This is a genomic window from Tildeniella sp., from assembly GCF_059505325.1.
In genome coordinates, this window is sequence record NZ_JCACKI010000064.1 from 101871 (window position 1) to 120291 (window position 18421).

Genomic DNA, 18421 nt, shown 5'->3' on the forward strand with positions numbered 1-18421 from the left:
AATTTAAAGGAGCGTATTCATGGTTTTGGTATCTGGCGCAACAGGAACAAATGGCAGCGAAATCGTGAGACTGCTCTCGGCGGCGGGAGTTCCAGTGCGCGCCCTGGTTCGTAGCAAAGCCAAAGCAACCGCGATCGCCGATCTCCCCGGTGTTGAACTGGTAGAAGGCGACTTTGACCATCCCGACTCGTTGGAAGCCGCACTCAAAGGCATTGACAAGGCGTTTATGCTGCCGCCCTTTGTGAACAACATGGTGGAGTTGCAGCACAATTTTATTGAAGCGGCAAAACGGGCAGGCACGAAACATATTGTCAAACTCTCAGCGTTTGGGGCTGATCCAAATTCACCGATCGTGTTGGGCAAATGGCACGGGCAAAGCGAAAAAGAACTGGAAGCATCGGGGCTTGCCTACACGCATTTGCAACCCAATGGCTTTCTACAAAACTTGCTGGCGTTTGCTCAGTCGATCGCCACTCAGGGCACCTTCTTTCAGCCTGCTGCCGATGCCAAAATCAGCAACGTCGATGCCCGTGATATTGCCGCCGTCGCCGCTGCCGTGCTCAAAGAAGATGGGCACGAAGGTAAAACCTATGTCATTACTGGACCGGAAGCGCTGTCGTTTTCTGAAGTAGCAGATGTTTTCACCGACGTTCTAGGCAAGAAAGTCACCTATGTCGCTATTTCACCCGAAGAGTTCAAAGCCTCAATGCTGCAATGGGGGCAACCTGAATGGCTGGCAGACGCGCTCAACGAACTGTTTGGCATTTACCGGGCTGGCTACGGTGCCGTAGTGACAAACGTAGTGGCAGACGTTGCCAAGAAAACGCCGATCACTGTGGAACAGTTTGTGCGCGACCATGCGACGGCGTTCCAATCCGCTTAAGCACATTCATTGTCTTAGGCAAAGCGTCTCAAGCAATGTGATTGAATAGCCTGGTTTAGGAGATGGGGAATGGCGATCGCAACCTATGACTACATCGTAATTGGGGGAGGAGCCGCAGGCAGTGTGGCTGCTAATCGACTCAGCGCCAGTGCAGAGACTCGTGTACTGGTGCTGGAAGCCGGAGACGTGGATCAAGACCCCAACATCCACGACATCGGCAGTTTTGTAAAACTGTGGGGATCTGATCTGGACTGGAAACTGTTAACTGAAGCTCAACCGGGATTGGCGGGTCGACAAATTGTGATTAACCAGGGCAAAGTGCTGGGGGGCGGCAGTTCCATCAATGCCCTGATGTATGTGCGAGGTAACCCCAAAAACTTTGATGACTGGCGTACCGCTGGAGCCACGGGCTGGAGCTATCAAGAGGTGCTGCCCTATTTCAAAGCGCTGGAAGATTTTGAAGGGGGAGAATCGGAGTATCACGGAGTTGGCGGTCCGCTAAAGGTGCGCGATTGCCCTGAGCAAATCATGCGCTCTGAGGAGTTTTTGGTAGGGGCGACACAAGCAGGCTACGACGGTCCTCACTGGGACTACAACGGTGCTCGTCAGGAAAATGGTGCGGGCTATCTACAGTTTCACATTGACGACAATGGCAAGCGTGCCAGCGGCGCAACGGCATTTCTGACTCCGGTGCTCGATCGCCCTAACCTGACTGTACAACTACGATCGCACGTGACGCGGCTCCTCATTGAGGGAACACGAGTCGTTGGTGTGGAGTATGTGCAGGATGGGCAGGTACAACAGGTACACGCAGGGGAAGTGATTCTCAGTGCGGGAGCGCTACAATCGCCCAAACTGCTGTTGCTATCGGGTATTGGTGCCGCCACACACTTGCGATCGCTGGGCATCCCCGTGGTTGCCGATTTACCCGGTGTGGGGCAAAACCTCCAGGATCACCTGCAACTGCCGATCGTGTTTCGCACCAAAGACGATCGTCCGAAACCCGGTTTGCTCACAGGCAATACCCTGTTTGTCAATACGCGCACCAACACTCCCGATGCTGCGCCTGATTTGCAACTCAACTTCACACCAGCGGTTCCAGCGCAACTGGCTCCCATTCTAGATTTTGGTGGACCCGTTTCCATCTTTCTGGCAATTCTGGTGCAGCCTCAAAGTCGGGGTGAGGTGAAGTTGCGATCGTCCGATCCCCACGATCCACCCATCATCAATCCCAATTACCTGCAAGCCGATGCCGATCTGCAAACGCTGATTCAAGCCATCACGATCGCGCGTAACATCGCCAACACCAAAGCCTTTGCTCCTTTGAATGTGGGTGAAGTGGTGCCCGGTACAGATGATGCAGGGGCGATCGAAGGGTTCATTCGATCGCAAGCCTCGACCCTCTGGCATCCTGTTGGCACCTGCAAAATTGGGCAAAACGGCGATTCTGTGGTTGATCCCCAGTTGCGAGTGCATGGCATAGAAGGACTGCGCGTTGCCGATGCCTCTGTGATGCCTGTCATCACCAGTGGCAATACGGTTGCTGCTTCGTTCATGATTGGCGCAAAACTTGCCGATCTGATTCTGGCTGGTTAAAGGCTGGAAAAGCAACGAGTTGTTAGTTGTTAGTTGTTAGAGAAGGAACATACTGATGAAAAATGTACCTGACAGCCCTCTCGGAAAGCTGTACCGAGAACACATTGAACTGATTCTGAAAAAAGATATTGAATCCCTGCTGGATCAATACACAGATGATGCTCTGCTGATCAGCAGTTTTATGAAAGAACCCAAGTATTACAAGGGGCGTGAGCAGCTAAAGGAGCATATGCAGGGTATTTTGGGCATTGAAGGCTTAGAAACCGACATTGCCTTTTGGGCAGAAACCGACGATCCCCAAACGCTCATGATTGTCGAAGCCATCACGTTAAATGCGGGTGGGCAAGAAGCCAAAATGCGGTTCGCCGATAGCTGGGTGCTGCGCGATGGCAAAATTGCCATTCACTTTGCAGGGATGACTCAGTATCCTGATGGAAGCGTCGCATAAGCGAGTAGGTGTCAAGTGTCAAGTGTCAGGTAACGTCTGAAACCAACAAGTACCAATCAAAAACCAACAACCATTTCATTACACACAAGGAGAGCTTTCAATGTCACAAGCAGATTTGGATGTCGCACTGAAATTCTATGAAGTTTACAACGAGCACAAATTGGATCTGCTCGACGAGATTCTGGGTCCCAACTATGTGGGACACGTCAACGCCCATGACATCAAAGGAACAGAAGCGGCAAAAGGCTTCATCGGTGGGTTTGTAGCTGGGATTCCCGATGCCAAATACACCGTAGAAGACACGTTCACGGTGGATAACAAAGTGATTGCTCGTTGGATTTGCACGGGAACTCAAACGGGTAACTTCTTCGGTACACCACCCACAAACAATGCCATTAACGTCAACGGCATCACCATCTTTGAAATTGTGGATGGCAAAATCAATCAGCTTTGGAACAACTGGGATCAGTTCACCCTGGTACAGCAGCTACAAGGAAAGGGCTAATGGCTGCATCAACCAATGTGGAATTTGTCCAGCAAACCTATGCCGCCTTTGGGCAGGGAGACATTGCCGCTGTGTTGAACAATCTGGCGACAGAGATTGTTTGGGATTCGCGCTATACTCCCGGCATTCCGTTACACGGCACTTTTAGGGGTAAGGATCAAGTGATCACGTTCTTTACAAAGCTTGGGGAATCGCTGGAGGTGCAAGACTTTGTGCCCCAAAAATTTCTTGGAGAGGATGACACGGTTGTGGTGCTGGGCTACGAACAAGTGATTGCGAAGCCGACGGGCAAAGCGTACAAGAACGAATGGGTTCATGTTTGGACGCTTAAAGATGGCAAAGTTGTCACTGTGCAAGCATCCAACAACACGGCAGCGGCAGCAGCGGCATTCGCCAATTCTTGAGGATACTGATGCGATGAAAGCCCTGCTCCTTGACCGACCTGGATCGCCTGACACGCTGTATGTGTCAGATTTGCCGGAACCCCATCCGGCAGCAGGAGAGGTGCGTGTCAGAGTTCATGCTGCAGGGCTGAATCCAGCAGATTACAGGTTCGCTCGCCGAGGCTTCCCGCGTTGGCATTACCCTCAAATTTTGGGCTTGGATGTGGCAGGGGTAATTGATGCGCTGGGAGCGGATGTAACCCAATGGCAGGTGGGAGATGCCGTGTATTATCACGGGGATTTGTCGAAGCCAGGAGGGTTTGCAGAGTGGACGATCGCCCCTGCCCATGCGATCGCGCCCCTGCCCCAAGACCTCACCTTTACCGAAGCCGCTGCACTGCCCTGTGCGGGGTTTACCGCCTATCAATGCCTGCATCACAAACTTCACGTCGAATCTGGGCAAACGATTTTGGTACAAGCAGGAGCCGGAGGCGTGGGGGGCTTTGCCGTTCAGTTAGCCGCTGCTGCTGGACTTCAGGTGATTGCAACCTGTTCTGCCGCCAATGTTGACTGGGTGCGGCAGTTGGGAGCAACAGACGTGCTGGACTATCACGCGCAGGATATTCCTCTAGAAGTCCAACGGTTAACAAATAATCGTGGGGTAGACGCGATCGTGGATACGGTGAGTGCTGACACGGCTACCACCGGGCTAGATATGCTTGCGTTTGGTGGTGGCATTGCCTGTGTCGCTGCCTTACCCGACTTCAAGCACTTTCAATCATTTGGCAAAGCGCTTTCGGTGCATGACATTGCCTTGGGTGGAGCGCACCTGTCGGGCGATCGCACAGCTCAAGCACAACTGGCTCAAATTGGTCGAGAACTGGGCAAACTGGTGAGCGATCGCACGATTACCCCCATGTTGCAGGAGGTGATCTGCCTGGAGCAAATTCCCGATGGATTGACCCGCCTTGCTCAACGCCATGTGCGGGGCAAAGTTGTGGCTCAAATTCAACCTTAAATCAATCTTAAAAAAACAGGAACGCTATGAAACTGAAGGGCAAAAAAATTGGCATCTTAATTGAAAGTGATTTCTATGAACATGAAATTTGGTATTACCACTACCGATTTCCAGAAGAAGGTGCAGATCTCCACTTTCTCACGCGCCTTTGGGGTCAACCTTCGCTGACATTTAAGGGGCATGAATATCACGCGCCCTTCGAGTGTCACGAAAGCTTTGAAGATATCGACGATGCCACCCTCAAGAGCTACGATGCCATCATTGTGCCGTCTGCAATGGTGTCCGATCGCCTGCGCTACACCGAAGATATTAAGAAACTTCCACCAGCCACCGAGTTTCTTAAGCGAGTTTTCGCTGATCAAAGCATTCTTAAAGGTATTATTTGTCATGGGATGTGGTTAGTTTCGCCTGCGCCCGAATTAGTTCGAGGTCGCCCCGTCACCTGTCACACCAATCTTTATGGCGATGTGGTCAATATGGGAGCGATTTATACCGACAAAGATGTGGTCGTCGATGGTGATTTGGTGACTGGACGGAGTGGTGGTCATGCCCATCTGTTCGCAAAACAAATTATTGAAATTTTGGCAGAGCGTTAGAGCACAAAGCATTACTACAAAAACTAGAAGAGACATTTGATTATGGCGAAGTTACAAATCTTTTCTCAGGTTGCTATCACTGCCAAAGACGCGATCGCAACCGAAACGTTCTACACCCAGTACTTTGGCTTTAAACGAGCGCGAGTCGCAAAATTGCCTGATGGCGCTCAGATTGTGTTTATCAAAGCAGCCGAAAGCGCCTTTTATCTGGAAATCTTCCAGGCAAACGAAGCGTCTCCCCTTCCTCCGGCAACCAACGATGGCTATCAGTTTCCCTCAGTGCGCCACCTGGCATTTAAGGTAGACAGCGTTGATGCAAAACTGGCTGAGCTTGGCGATGCGGTCAAAATCACTCTAGGACCGCTCAATTTTGATGACTACATTCCCGGTTGGCGTACCGTTTGGTTTGCCGATCCAGACGGCAGAATCATTGAACTGAGCGAGGGCTTTGTGGATGAAGAAAATCCGCCACCCCTACCGAGCTAAATTTGCAGATGCTCAATTCGCTGGTTTCTGATGGGTAGCATAATTGAGAGTGATTTTGCTTTAAGGTAATTCTGAAACGCTCATCAGAAAATCTATGCAGCGATCGTAGTTTAAGGATAGTCAAACGGAACTGAAGCAATGTCTGATGAAACGAGAAGTGAATTAGTCAACGAAAAACTACCCGTTGCCTCTCATAACAATGAGCGACTCACAATGTTTAGTGACGGGGTGTTTGCAATCACGATCACTCTATTAGTGTTGGAGATTAAGGTTCCTGACATTGCTGCGAATTTAGTTGCCACAGAGTTGCCGAAAGAACTTCTGCATCTCGTGCCTAAATTTATTGGTCATATCCTTAGCTTCATTGTATTGGGGCTTTACTGGATTGCCCATCACAATATGTTTATTCACATCAAGCGCCATGACCATGTGCTGCTCTGGCTGAATACACTGTTTCTACTGTGTGTCGCTTCGATTCCCTTTCCTACTGGACTGCTAGGGCATTATCCCGATCAACAAGTTTCTGTCATTGCTTATGCGGGTACTCTCTTTTTAACAGGCGTTTTTCTCAACGTCATCTGGTGGTATGCAACGACTCATCAATTAGTCGATGACACTTTGGAACCGCAGTTCATTGCGTTTGTGCATCGCTATATTCGAGTTGCACCAGCTCTTTATCTAGTTTCCATTGCGGTATCGTTTCTGAGCCTGCCGCTTGCCAAAATACTCTTTGTGGCAGTGGCGATCGTCTATATCATCCCCAATCCTTACCATCGAAAATACTATAAGCAACTGGCACGCCGCTTTGAACAATAGTTTAGTAGCGCTAACGCAGCAAAAATAACCGTTCTTTCCATCAAAGCACCGTCAATCACTGCAACTACGGACTCATCAGACCTTTCACACCTACGGAGAACACGCAATGGTAGATCACTTGAGTTTTTCCTTCTCAGATACGATCGCTGGCTACGTCACCGACTTTGAGCGAACGGGTCCATCGTTTGGGATTAAAACATCGGATGGGCGGGAATACCGAGCGTACCTATCACCCACTGCCTACGGTCGGATTTACCAGAACCTGGAAGAGCCGTATAACGACGCTACGCCGCGCTTTGCCGAACTGCTTAGCCCTGGTCAGCATGTGTTTGCCTACGGCATCTTTTATCCCCAGGGTGAGGGGCACAAGTTTGAAGTCAAGTCTCTGATTTTTCCGGGCGATGCGATCGGGCAGTATCGGCATGAAGAGCAAGACTGGTGGGTGAAGCAGGTGCGCTCGATCGCAGACTGTTATCTGCGCTGGCAGTTTGGCTATCCCCACAAAGAAATCGATTACAAAGAATATCGCACCTACCTCAACCTGGCAGGCGCTAAAAAGCAAGATGACTTTCTTCAAGAAACCGATACCATCTCGCGGTTGGTGTATGGTTTTGCCACCGCCTACCTGATGACAGGCGAAGATCGCTTTCTGGATGCGGCTGAAAAAGGCACTGGGTACTTGCGCGATCACATGCGGTTCTATGACCCGGACGAAGATATCGTGTACTGGTATCACGGCATTCAGATCAAGGGCAATCGTGAACAAAAGCTGTTGTCTTCGGAACATGGCGATGCGTTTAGTGAAGATCGCGAATCCATTCCCATGTATGAGCAGATCTATGCACTGGCAGGTCCCATCCAGACCTACCGCATCACAGGCGATCCGCTGATCTTGAAGGACACCGAACTTACCGTCAAGCTGTTCAAAAACTTCTACCGTGACCCAGAGCAAGGCGGCTATTTCTCCAGCCTCGATCCGCTGACGCTCGATCCTCGCAGTGAAACCCTCGGTGTCAACCGCGCCCGCAAAAACTGGAACTCGGTTGGTGATCATGCGCCTGCCTATCTCATCAACTTGTGGTTGGCGACGGGTGAAGAGGAATACGCCGAGATGTTGGAGGATACGTTTGATACCATCTCCAAATATTTTCCCGACTTTGAGAACAGCCCCTTTGTGCAAGAGCGCTTCTTTGAAGACTGGTCGCACGACAAACAGTGGGTGGGACAACAAAACCGTGCGGTGATTGGGCATAACCTCAAAATTGCCTGGAACTTGATGCGGATGCATTCGCTGAAGCCCAAGCAAGAATATGCTGATTTGGCGAAGAAGATTGCAGATATCATGCCTGCGGTGGGCAGCGATCGTCAGCGGGGTGGCTGGTACGATGTCGTTGAGCGCAACCTGTCAGACGGTGAAGAACAGCATCGCTTTGTGTATCACGATCGCAAAGCCTGGTGGCAGCAAGAACAGGCGATTCTGGCTTATCACATTCTGCATGGCATCACCCAAGACCCGGAATATCTGCGTCATGCCCGCGAAGCTACCGCTTTCTACAATGCGTTCTTCCTGGATCATGATGACGGTAGCGTTTACTTCAACGTGTTGAACAATGGCACGCCCTTCCTGGTTGGCACCGAGCGGTTTAAGGGCAGTCACTCGATGAGTGGCTATCACTCCACTGAACTGTGCTACCTGTCAGCCGTGTATACCAACCTGTTGATTACCAAACAGCCAATGGACTTCTACTTCAAGCCCCAACCGGGAGCCTTTAAGGACAATATTCTGCGCGTGCAGCCAGATATACTGCCACCAGGAAGCGTCAAAATCAGTGCTGTTTGGATCAACGAGAAACCCTACACCAACTTTGATGCTGCTGGGTTGACAGTCAAACTGCCGGATACCAACGAACAAGTCAAAGTTAAAGTGCAGATCAGCCCCAGCTAGGAATGGGGAATAGGGAATGGGGAGTCGGGTAATTCTTTCCCCGACTCCCGACTCCCTCACTATTCAATCCATCGAGTGTCTGCGAATTCAAGTTGGAAGGATGAATGGATATCAACATTAAAAATCTTCAGGTGACGCTGCTTGAGTCAGAGACAACGGTTGATGATGCAACCAATGCGATCGTCAAAGAACACTCCAGCGTTAACACGATCAATCAAGTGGCGATCGTTGAACTAATTGGAGACATCGACGGCAGCACCGCTTCCACCGTTCAAGAGCAGGTGTTGCCGCTGGCTCAAACCGGAGGCAGAATCCTTCTGGATTTAACCCAGGTACCTTATATGTCTAGCGCTGGGTTACGGATGCTGTTGTCTGTTTACCGCCAGATATCCAGCCACAACGGGCAAGTGATTTTAGTGGGAGTCTCCGAAGAAATTCGAGACACCATGTCCATCACCGGGTTCCTTGACTTTTTTACCACCCGTGACACGCTTGATTCAGGCTTAGAAGCGCTCAAAGTCAAGGCAAGTTTGCCAACCTAGAAATGCCAACCTAGACAACCCGTTCAGAAGTCGGATTTCTGTCCTGGAAGCACTGACTGATCAACTTAACTAAAAGAAATCCGACTTCTAGGCTTATAAGGAAGCAACGGCAATGGAGCGCATTGATGTCCATCCAACTCACACCTACGGCGACTTCAAACTGCGTCGGGGCAAGCCTTTTCCATTTGGTGCCACGTTAGTACCGGGAGGGGTCAACTTCTCGATCTTTTCCAGTTACGCTACGTCCTGTACATTGGTGCTGTTCAAAAAACACGCTCCAGAGCCACTGGCAGAAATTCCCTTTCCCGATGAGTTCAGGATTGGAAATGTTTTTTCCATTGTCGTATTTGATCTAGATTACGAAACCATCGAATACGGCTACCGTATGGATGGACCGTATGATCCAAAAGCGGGGCAATGGTTCGATACCAGCAAAGTGCTGATGGATCCTTACGCTAAAGTCATTGGTGGACGAGATGTGTGGGGCGTGACACCTGATTGGAACAATCACTACCAACATCGTGCCCGGATTGCCTTTGATGATTTTGACTGGGAGGACGATCGCCCCCTGGAAATCCCACCGGAGGATCAGATCATCTATGAGATGCACGTCCGCAGCTTTACCAAACATCCATCGTCGGGTGTCAAACATCCGGGCACTTTTGCTGCCATTCGCGACAAAATCCCATATCTGAAAGAACTGGGTGTCACGTCGATCGAACTGATGCCCGTTTACGAATTTGATGAATTTGAAAACAGCCGCCCCAACCCAACCACGGGAGAAACGCTCTATAACTACTGGGGTTACAGCACTGTTGGCTTCTTTGCCCCCAAAGCGGGCTTTGCAGCAACAGGCAAACTGGGAATGCAGGTAGACGAGTTGAAAGCACTCGTAAAAGAACTGCACAAAAATGGTATTGAAGTCATTTTGGATGTGGTCTTCAACCACACGGCAGAAGGCAACGAGCAGGGTCCCACCATTTCGTTCCGGGGCATCGACAACAAGACCTACTACATGTTGACTCCCGACGGCTACTACTACAACTTTAGTGGCTGCGGCAATACGCTCAACTGTAATAACCCGATCGTTCGCAACATTGTGCTGGATTGCCTGCGCTATTGGGCAGCGGAATATCACATTGATGGTTTCCGGTTTGACCTTGCCTCAATTCTGGGACGTGACCCCTGGGGCGCACCTCTGGCAAATCCGCCGCTCTTAGAAACCCTTGCCTTTGATCCCATTTTGGCGCGATGTAAACTGATTGCCGAAGCATGGGATGCTGGTGGATTGTATCAGGTTGGTTCGTTTCCAGCCTTTGGACGCTGGGCAGAATGGAATGGTAAGTACCGCGATGGCATTCGCAAGTTCCTCAAAGGCGAACCGGGTCGAGTAGGAGATATGGCGCAACGGCTCCAGGGTTCGCCCGATCTGTACGCCTGGGCAGGACGCGCACCTGCTACTTCCATCAACTTCATTACCGCTCATGATGGGTTCACCCTGGCAGATTTAGTCTCTTACAACGAGAAGCATAATGAAGCCAATGGTGAAAACAACAACGATGGTGGCAATGATAATGATAGCTGGAACTGTGGTGCTGAAGGCTGGACAGACGATCCAGGTATCAATGCTTTACGCCAGCGCCAGATCAAAAATGCCCTGGCAATGCTGCTAGTGAGTCAGGGTGTGCCGATGATTCTGATGGGTGATGAGGTCGGGCGCAGTCAGAATGGCAACAACAATACCTACTGCCATGATAATGAGTTGAATTGGCTCAACTGGAAATTGTTGGAATCCAATACTGGTTTATTCAAATTTGCGAAACACGCGATCGCCTTTCGCAGGGCGCATCCAGTCCTTAGAAACCGCTGGCACTTCCGCAATACAGACTATGTCGGCAGTGGCTATCCAGACATTAGCTGGCATGGCACCAAAGCCTGGAATGCCGACTGGTCAGACTCTAACCGCACTCTGGCGTTTTTGCTCTGTGGCAAACATGCAAAAGATGGCACAGTATCTGACAATTTCATCTATGTGGCAATGAATATGCATTGGGACGCGCAATGGTTTGAAATCCCTGGATTGCCGCCTGGAACCCAATGGCATATCGCTGCCAATACCGGAGCACCGTCACCAGAGGACAGTTGGGAACCCGGTACAGAGCCAGTTTTAGAGAATCAATCTGGCATTTTGCTGGGCGATCGCTCAGTCGTCATTCTGGTCGGAAAGTAATGCTTTTTCAACGTTAACCATACACAAACCACAAAAACTATGTCTCTCACCGCCGTTCTAGATACCACTACCGCAGACACCGCCAAAATCACTCTGGTTGGAGAATTGGATGCAAGCACGGCACCAATCTTTAAGGAAGAAGTGGAAAAAGTAGCCAGTTTGAACGTCAAACGCCTGGTATTACTGCTGCAAGACCTGGAATATATGGCAAGTGCAGGCTTACGGGTGCTGATCTACGCGAAGCAAAAAATTGGACTGGATACTGATCTATATGTGGTGGGCGCACAAGAGACAGTACTGGATACCCTCACCAAAACAGGCTTCGTCAATAGTGTGTTTGTCGTTGATGATGAGTCAGCCATTGAGACCACTTGATCCATCATGCTAAACGGCTTATATCAGTGATGTGGATGGGAGATGAGTAGACGAGTAGAGGCATGACTCATCCGCTCATCCCACTCATCGACCCCACAACGGAGTCACTTGACTATGCAATCTCTTACTGTACCCGGTACGCTCGATTCGTTAAGCGCGATCGCAGACTTTATCAAAACGGCAGCAGCGACGGCGGGGCTGGATAAAAAAGCGTCTTACCGTCTCCGCTTGGCTGTCGATGAAATTGCTACGAATGTGATTGTGCATGGCTATGAGGAAGCAGGGCTTGAAGGGGTATTGGACTTAACGTTCGACGTGGATGAAAAGGCACTCACGTTTGGCATTGAAGATACTGGCGCAGCCTACGATCCACACCAGCATTTACTGCCTGAAGAAGATGCATTGAAACTTCCCCTTGAACAACGGCAGGTCGGTGGTTTGGGCATCTATCTGGCACTTCAGGGCGTTGATAAGTTTATCTATGAACGAGATGGCGATCGCAATCGCAACACATTTGTGATGAATCGCTGAAATTAGCTGTTTAGATCCCCGACTTCTTTGAGAAGTCGGGGATCTTGCCTTCAGAAGTAATTTATCAGAGCAAATGGTTAACATGATGCAAGACTCTTCACTACAGCCCCACGGTGAAGTCGTTGCGGCAAAAGCGGCGGCTGGCTTTCATGCGGACGAAATTAAGCCTGTTATTGATGCCGAGATTGAGTTTCTCTTTACCAGAGCGATCGAGTTTCGGCAGGAAACCATTTATTTCATCATTATCGATCGCTTTCATGATGGTGATTCCAGCAACAATGCCGGACCAAACCCAAACCTATATGATCCCACTCGGCAAAAATGGGGCAAATACTGGGGCGGCGACTTGCAAGGGATTATTCACAAACTGGACTACTTAAAGGCATTAGGCATTACAGCCATCTGGATCTCTCCCATCTTTGAGCAGGTGGAAGAATTGCAGTTTGAATTCGCCGCCATGCACGGCTACTGGACGAAAGACTTTAAGCGGATTAATCCTCGTTTTGTCGCTAAAGATGAGGAAACCTCGCTGTTTACCTGTGCGGTGTTTGATCAATTAGTCACTGAAATGCACGATCGGGGCATGAAGCTCATTCTCGATATTGTGTGTAACCACAGCAGCCCGGATGTCGGTGGGCATAAAGGTAGGCTCTATGATGACGGTGTTTTAATCGCTGATTTTCATCACGATACAAACAACTGGTATCACCACAATGGAGAAGTAACCGATTGGGAAGACCAGTGGCAGCTAGAAAACTGTGAAATGGCGGGACTAGCAGACTTCAACGAAAGCAACCCTGATTTTCGTCATTACATCAAAACTGCCATCAAACTATGGCTCGATCGGGGCGTTGATGCTTTACGCGTCGATACCGTGAAACACATGCCCATCTGGTTTTGGCAAGAGTTCACGGCAGATCTGCAAACCCATAAACCATCGATCTTTATCTTTGGCGAATGGGGCTTTAGCAAGCCGTGGGATCACGGCTCGGTGAACTTTGCCAATAAGTCTGGGATGTCAATTTTGGACTTTGGTTTCTGTGAGGCAATCCGGGCAGCGTTAGCCAAAGGCAGCGAAGGTGGCTTTCACCTCATTCAAAAAATCCTGGATCTGGATTACCTCTACGACACGGCAACTGAGTTGATTACCTTTATTGATAATCATGATATGCCGCGCTTCCAAAGCTTGAACGCTGACCCAGATATTCTGCGGTTAGCCATCAACCTGATCATGACCTCTCGCGGGATTCCGTGCCTGTACTATGGCACCGAGCAGTATCTCCACAACGACACTAACGGCGGCAATGACCCTTATAACCGTCCCATGATGGAACGGTGGGATACTGACACTCAGATTTGTCAAGACTTACAGTTGTTTTCTAAACTGCGACGGTTGAATCCATCGGTATCGTTGGGGAGTCAAGTCCAGAAATACATTACCCCGGATATCTATTGCTACGTGCGACGCTATCGGGATTCTCGCTGTTTTGTGGCAATGAACAAAGGACAGGCGATCGCGATCGATGTGCCCTCTACCGAGCTGGAAGACGGAGACTATAACTGCATCCTGACGCATCGCCGCTTTGAGGTTAAAGATGGCAAACTATCGGGGCTGCAATTGGGAGAGAAGGAAGCGATCGTCCTCAGCTACATTGGGGAACGTGTGAAGGGGCAAGTGATTGTGCGGGTGCAGTTGAATGGCATCAAAACCCAACCAGGCGATACTGTGGTTGTGATTGGCGATTGCCCGGAGTTGGGCAATTGGGAAATTAGCAAGGCGTATGCACTGGAATATATTAACCCTGGCACCTGGTTTGGTGAGATTGCGTTGCATGAAACGGCTGGCAAACCGATCGCCTATAAGTACGCAATGTGGCGCGCGAATCAACCACCACTGTACGAAAATCTCGTCTGCCGTCGCTGGATTTTAGTGAATCAAGGCACCATCAAATGGCGCGATCGGTGGGCATATTAGGCGGGTTAGAGTGCGATCGTCATGCCATCTCTCGCAAACGACCACGTTAATTCATGCAATTTGTGTGGTGAACGATGTATCATTTGAAGTTGTTTCTCGTAAAAGCACCGTGCCTGCCATTCTGCGGCGGCAACTTTGGCATCGGATGCTGCTGGATCATGATGCACAAATAACACCTGTTTGATCCCTTCCCGCATCGCAATTTCTAGCCCATCGGGTGCCGCACCATGTCCCCAATTAATCTTCTCTGTTGCCTCTAGCAGCGTGTACTGTGCATCGATAATCATTAAATCGACATTTTGATACAGCGGCAAATCCAACCCCAGATCTTCACGAGAAACGCGCTGAATTTCGTTATCAACGCAGTAAGAGAGCACCTTGCCACCCGCTTCAAACCTGTAGCCCCAGCACGGATCGGGGTGATCTAACTGGTACGGTGTCACCGTAAGATCATCAAACGTAACGGGCTGTCGGGGCATGAGCTGGTGGTATTCAATCTCCGCATCAATCTTTTCCAGAGGCACCGGGAAATAGGGCTTTTTAAACAGGGTGCGGAAGACCTCTGGTAGGTCTGGTTGCACCGCATACACATGAATTTTGTTGCCCGGAATGAACAGTGGCAGGAAGAAGGGCAAGCCTGAGAGGTGATCCCAGTGGAAGTGGGTAAAGAGGATGTGCAATTCCCCCTGACCGTGTCCACTGGCTCCTTTTGCCAACTCGTAGCCGAGCGATCGCATTCCACTACCACCATCAATAATCAGTCGCTGTTGGCTGGTGGATACTTCCACACACAGCGTCTCACCCCCATAGCCCCCAAAGCGATCAGCGGGAAGTTTAGCTAAATAATCGTCAACCTCAGATGCTTGCTGATGCCCCGCCGCAAAGAAGCCTTGAAACAAACCTTTGATCCGAGCTTCGATTTGCTCTGGAGCCTGAGGGGTCGGTAAGGAACCACGAGTTCCCCAAAGTTTGACGTGCATTAACGGTGAAGTACGCTTAAAGAATAATAGAAATAGCCAACAAGCTGATTATCCAACGCTTAACGAGCATGATAATCCGGTGCCGACTTAAGCGCTTAGCCTAAATTCTAGTTCAGGATGGGTTAAAGATACGCAAAAATCCGTGTTTCTACTGACTCAACAAATGCAGTATCTGAAGCGAACTGATACACAACCATCGTGTCAGGGAGTTTAAACTAAAGGATGAGGAAGGAATGCTCTGTTTTCTAGAAGACATCCAGAATTGGCAGGGTCAGCGTTAACCGTTTGGGGGCGAACCACTGGAGTAACTCCAGAATGCCGCCAACTGTGCTCATAACGGGGAGTTGCTTTGATTTGCTTCAACTCCTCTTCTGAAAGTTCGTCCCTATCCACGGACTGGTTTTCTTCTTCAGACACGGCTTTTCGATCGAGTAGACTTCATGCTTAGTATGGTCATTCTCGCTCTGAAAACTATCTGTCTGGAGGACGGAATTTTTTCTGACAGCTTTTTTGCTACACTACGCTTCGTGTCGATCGCCATCATCCATTCAACGAACCTTGCACTCAGGCTTAGAAGCCATCCAGGGGACTGCTTGAGTCGTTGCGGTAGGAGACTGAGCCAACAGCACGACATTGCCCTTCGAGTTGACAAGCCATCCCTGGGCTTGCACCAGTGGGGCGATTGGAGTCTCCCCATTGGCGTAGTTGGCGTTGCGGATCGATTGGTTAGAGGAAGGCATTGCTGGAGCAGAAGTTGGGCGATCGCCCAACGGTTGCCCCAGATCAACCAGCACCCCATCCTCACCTGTGGCATCGGTAGGGCTGGGCGGTAAGCCACCGCGACCAGTAATAACAAACTCACCCGCCGCCTGCTGCACGCCCGATGAACAAGCCTGCACAACCAGTTTGCTCAGGTCAACGATCGCCGTCTGAAGCTGCACTAACCCCTGGCTGGGGTCAATGCCTGGAGTCTGAATCGTGACTAAACCACTAAACTGAGCGCCCAAGGCAGAGGTTGCCGTAATATCGCTCTCTGGCGTAAGTTGTGTCCGAAACTGGGTGCCAAAGATCGCCTGTGCATCAATAACGACCCTGCCCCCAAAGCTTTCCTGGGAATTGGCGGTGATATCACTGTTTTCCAGGGCAACTAACGTATCAGTGTTGATGGTGATGTTACCGCCCGTCGCGCTTCCTGTGGCATTGGTGCTGATCAGACTATTACGACGCAGGCGCAAATCACTGGTGGTCAGGGTGATGTTGCCTTGCCCTGCCTTCGTTTCTGCCGCCAACAGCCCTTGATTATTGAGCAGAATCAACGGGGCAGTAATTTGCAGGTCGCCAGCTACACCTGTGCCTGTACCGCTGACAATGATTTCTCCTCCATCCTGCACCGTGAGTTTATCTGTAAACACCGAAAGGTTACCTGCGGCTCCAGCACTGGTCGAGCCAGCAGAGAGGAGGCTGAGACTGCGATCGCTCAGAGAACGTCCCGTCACCTCCACCGATTCAGCCGCATTCACGATTAAATTCCCTGCCTGCCCAGAACCAGACGTGCCTGTTGAAACTTGTGATCCATTCTGCACCACGAGCGTATCGGTATTGATGGTCAGGTTGCCCCCTTGCCCGGTTGCCCGCGTGTTATTGCCTGTCACACTGCCCACCCGCGCAAACAAACCGTTGACCTGGCTGGTACTACCGCCTGTGAGCTGAACAGCGGAGGCATTCACGGTCAGGTCGCCACCCGTTCCACTGCCAAAGGTCGTCGCGCTGATTTGTCCGCCGCCACTCACACTCAGATTGCCTGTGTTGATGACTAAATTGCCTGCATTCCCAGTGCCAGAGGCATTAGAGGCTACAGAGATGCCACTAAAAAGGGTTGAGTCGGTAGCCGAAACGCCACTTACTGTCACTAAGTTGAACGCATTCACCGTTAAATTTCCGCCCTGTCCCGCTCCGCTTGTAGACGCAGAGATGAATGCCCCGTCTCGAACCAGTAACTGCTTCGTATTGATAGTGAGTGTTCCGGCAGTGCTAGCCCCTGTAGTCTGATTGAACACACCGGTTGGGAATTCTCCAAAACCAGTGTAAACGCCTGTTCCCAACAGTTCAACCGATTCAGAAGCGTTAATCGTCAACATGCCACCGGGTAGCAGTGAACTTGCCGTATTGACAGTGGCAATCTGCGAACCACCTGCCAGTTGCACTTGCTTCCCCTGTACCTGAATGTCTCCACCATCATTGGCAGAAACGATAGAGTTTTGCAGAAGCTGGATGGTTTGAAAGGTGTTGACTTGACCGTATCCCAGGGTGAACCCACGATCGGCAAACGTTAGGCTGACAACGCTATTTCCTGCCACACTCCCTAGTTCAACCCGACCGCTGGGCGCTGCCACAAGATCATTTCCTTCTAGCCCACGGATTCCCCCTTCAATGGTCAGATCGCCGCCCAGTAGACCGATGGTATTGCCCGCTTTCTGGAGATCTGATCCGCTCACACGAATGCTGCCAGGGTTGCTGCCGAATTGGACTCCAATGGGAACACTCACCGTCAGCACTGGAGTCGTTGGAGCCGTGGCGCTGAACTCAGTCCCATCCGCAAACCGTATGCTGCTACCAGTGGTGGCAAGAAAGGAACCGCCAATTTGCAGGCTGGCATTGGGTCCAAACAAAATGCCGTTGGGGTTGAGCAGAAACAGGCTGGCAGTGCCGTTGGTGCGAAGGAGACCATCGATCGTTGAGCTTGATCCACCCGTGATGCGGCTGAAGATGTTTTGCACATCGATCGCATTGTTAAAAAAGGCAGACCCGCCTGTCGGTACGGAGAACTGGCTAAAGCTGTGGAACAGGTTACTGCCTCGCTGTGCGCCGCCATCAATCTGAATGTTGGGATCGCCAGAAACCTGCGATCGCTCCCCGATGGGCAAGGTTGTATCCCCTGCGATTTGAGCTTTTGCAGGGTCGATCGCAGCAAGGGTAAGCACAACCGCAAACAGGCAAGAAGTGATGGCTTTATCCGTGATTTCACTTGCTAGATTTTTACCATTTGTAATGTCACCGTCATGGTTAGAAGGAACGCTGAATTGACCCTTTCGCTGCGTCATAGAGGTAGCTT

The 18421-nt window shown here is 50.5% G+C and carries 17 protein-coding genes; 15 read left to right on the forward strand and 2 right to left on the reverse strand.

From position 1 onward, the window contains the following. Window positions 1-19: 19 nt before the first annotated feature. The 15 genes from AC5JO6_RS21705 to AC5JO6_RS21775 all read left to right on the forward strand — a co-directional run bounded on the left by AC5JO6_RS21705 (window position 20) and on the right by AC5JO6_RS21775 (window position 14329). Entirely contained in the window at window positions 20-883 is an 864-nt protein-coding gene (locus AC5JO6_RS21705; protein WP_496083124.1) for an SDR family oxidoreductase, read from the forward strand. A gap of 69 nt (window positions 884-952) precedes the next feature. After that, on the forward strand, window positions 953-2479 hold the full coding sequence (locus tag AC5JO6_RS21710) for a GMC family oxidoreductase (RefSeq protein ID WP_496083125.1): 1527 nt from the start codon (window positions 953-955) through the stop codon (window positions 2477-2479). A 55-nt stretch (window positions 2480-2534) separates the two neighbouring features. Further along, window positions 2535-2927 carry a nuclear transport factor 2 family protein gene (locus tag AC5JO6_RS21715; RefSeq protein WP_496083126.1) on the forward strand — a complete coding sequence of 131 codons (393 nt, stop codon included), beginning with the start codon at window positions 2535-2537 and terminating at the stop codon, window positions 2925-2927. Window positions 2928-3027: 100 nt separating this feature from the next. Further along, complete coding sequence (locus AC5JO6_RS21720; protein WP_496083127.1) at window positions 3028-3432, forward strand: ester cyclase; 405 nt, start codon at window positions 3028-3030, stop codon at window positions 3430-3432. Then, window positions 3432-3836, forward strand: coding sequence for a nuclear transport factor 2 family protein (locus tag AC5JO6_RS21725; RefSeq protein WP_496083128.1), 405 nt, complete (start codon window positions 3432-3434; stop codon window positions 3834-3836). Before AC5JO6_RS21720 ends, AC5JO6_RS21725 begins: the two co-directional genes overlap by 1 nt. A gap of 13 nt (window positions 3837-3849) precedes the next feature. Continuing rightward, window positions 3850-4833 (forward strand): zinc-binding dehydrogenase, encoded by a 984-nt coding sequence (locus tag AC5JO6_RS21730; RefSeq protein ID WP_496083129.1) that lies wholly within the window; start codon window positions 3850-3852, stop codon window positions 4831-4833. Window positions 4834-4859: 26 nt separating this feature from the next. Beyond that, window positions 4860-5429 (forward strand): DJ-1/PfpI family protein, encoded by a 570-nt coding sequence (locus tag AC5JO6_RS21735; RefSeq protein ID WP_496083130.1) that lies wholly within the window; start codon window positions 4860-4862, stop codon window positions 5427-5429. 42 nt (window positions 5430-5471) lie between these two features. Next, entirely contained in the window at window positions 5472-5915 is a 444-nt protein-coding gene (locus tag AC5JO6_RS21740) for a VOC family protein (protein WP_496083131.1), read from the forward strand. A 138-nt stretch (window positions 5916-6053) separates the two neighbouring features. Then, window positions 6054-6731 (forward strand): TMEM175 family protein, encoded by a 678-nt coding sequence (locus AC5JO6_RS21745; protein WP_496083132.1) that lies wholly within the window; start codon window positions 6054-6056, stop codon window positions 6729-6731. Window positions 6732-6837: 106 nt separating this feature from the next. Next, entirely contained in the window at window positions 6838-8676 is a 1839-nt protein-coding gene (locus tag AC5JO6_RS21750) for an AGE family epimerase/isomerase (RefSeq protein WP_496083133.1), read from the forward strand. A 104-nt stretch (window positions 8677-8780) separates the two neighbouring features. Beyond that, a complete protein-coding gene (locus tag AC5JO6_RS21755) occupies window positions 8781-9218 on the forward strand; it encodes an anti-sigma factor antagonist (RefSeq protein WP_496083134.1) in 438 nt (145 codons plus the stop codon). Window positions 9219-9330: 112 nt separating this feature from the next. Beyond that, the gene (glgX, locus tag AC5JO6_RS21760; RefSeq protein ID WP_496083135.1) at window positions 9331-11448 is read left to right on the forward strand and encodes a glycogen debranching protein GlgX; all 2118 of its coding nucleotides are present in this window, start codon (window positions 9331-9333) and stop codon (window positions 11446-11448) included. Window positions 11449-11487: 39 nt separating this feature from the next. After that, the gene (locus tag AC5JO6_RS21765) at window positions 11488-11823 is read left to right on the forward strand and encodes an anti-sigma factor antagonist (protein WP_496083136.1); all 336 of its coding nucleotides are present in this window, start codon (window positions 11488-11490) and stop codon (window positions 11821-11823) included. A 114-nt stretch (window positions 11824-11937) separates the two neighbouring features. Next, entirely contained in the window at window positions 11938-12354 is a 417-nt protein-coding gene (locus AC5JO6_RS21770; RefSeq protein WP_496083137.1) for an ATP-binding protein, read from the forward strand. A 73-nt stretch (window positions 12355-12427) separates the two neighbouring features. Further along, window positions 12428-14329: an alpha-amylase family glycosyl hydrolase gene (locus AC5JO6_RS21775; RefSeq protein WP_496083138.1), complete on the forward strand. Its 1902-nt coding sequence runs from the start codon at window positions 12428-12430 to the stop codon at window positions 14327-14329. A gap of 5 nt (window positions 14330-14334) precedes the next feature. Here AC5JO6_RS21775 and AC5JO6_RS21780 read toward each other — a convergent pair whose 3' ends face one another. Together AC5JO6_RS21780 and AC5JO6_RS21785 are read right to left on the reverse strand one after the other, a co-directional pair. Further along, window positions 14335-15309 (reverse strand): MBL fold metallo-hydrolase, encoded by a 975-nt coding sequence (locus tag AC5JO6_RS21780; RefSeq protein ID WP_496083139.1) that lies wholly within the window; start codon window positions 15307-15309, stop codon window positions 14335-14337. A 548-nt stretch (window positions 15310-15857) separates the two neighbouring features. Further along, entirely contained in the window at window positions 15858-18410 is a 2553-nt protein-coding gene (locus AC5JO6_RS21785; RefSeq protein ID WP_496083140.1) for a two-partner secretion domain-containing protein, read from the reverse strand. Window positions 18411-18421: the final 11 nt, after the last annotated feature.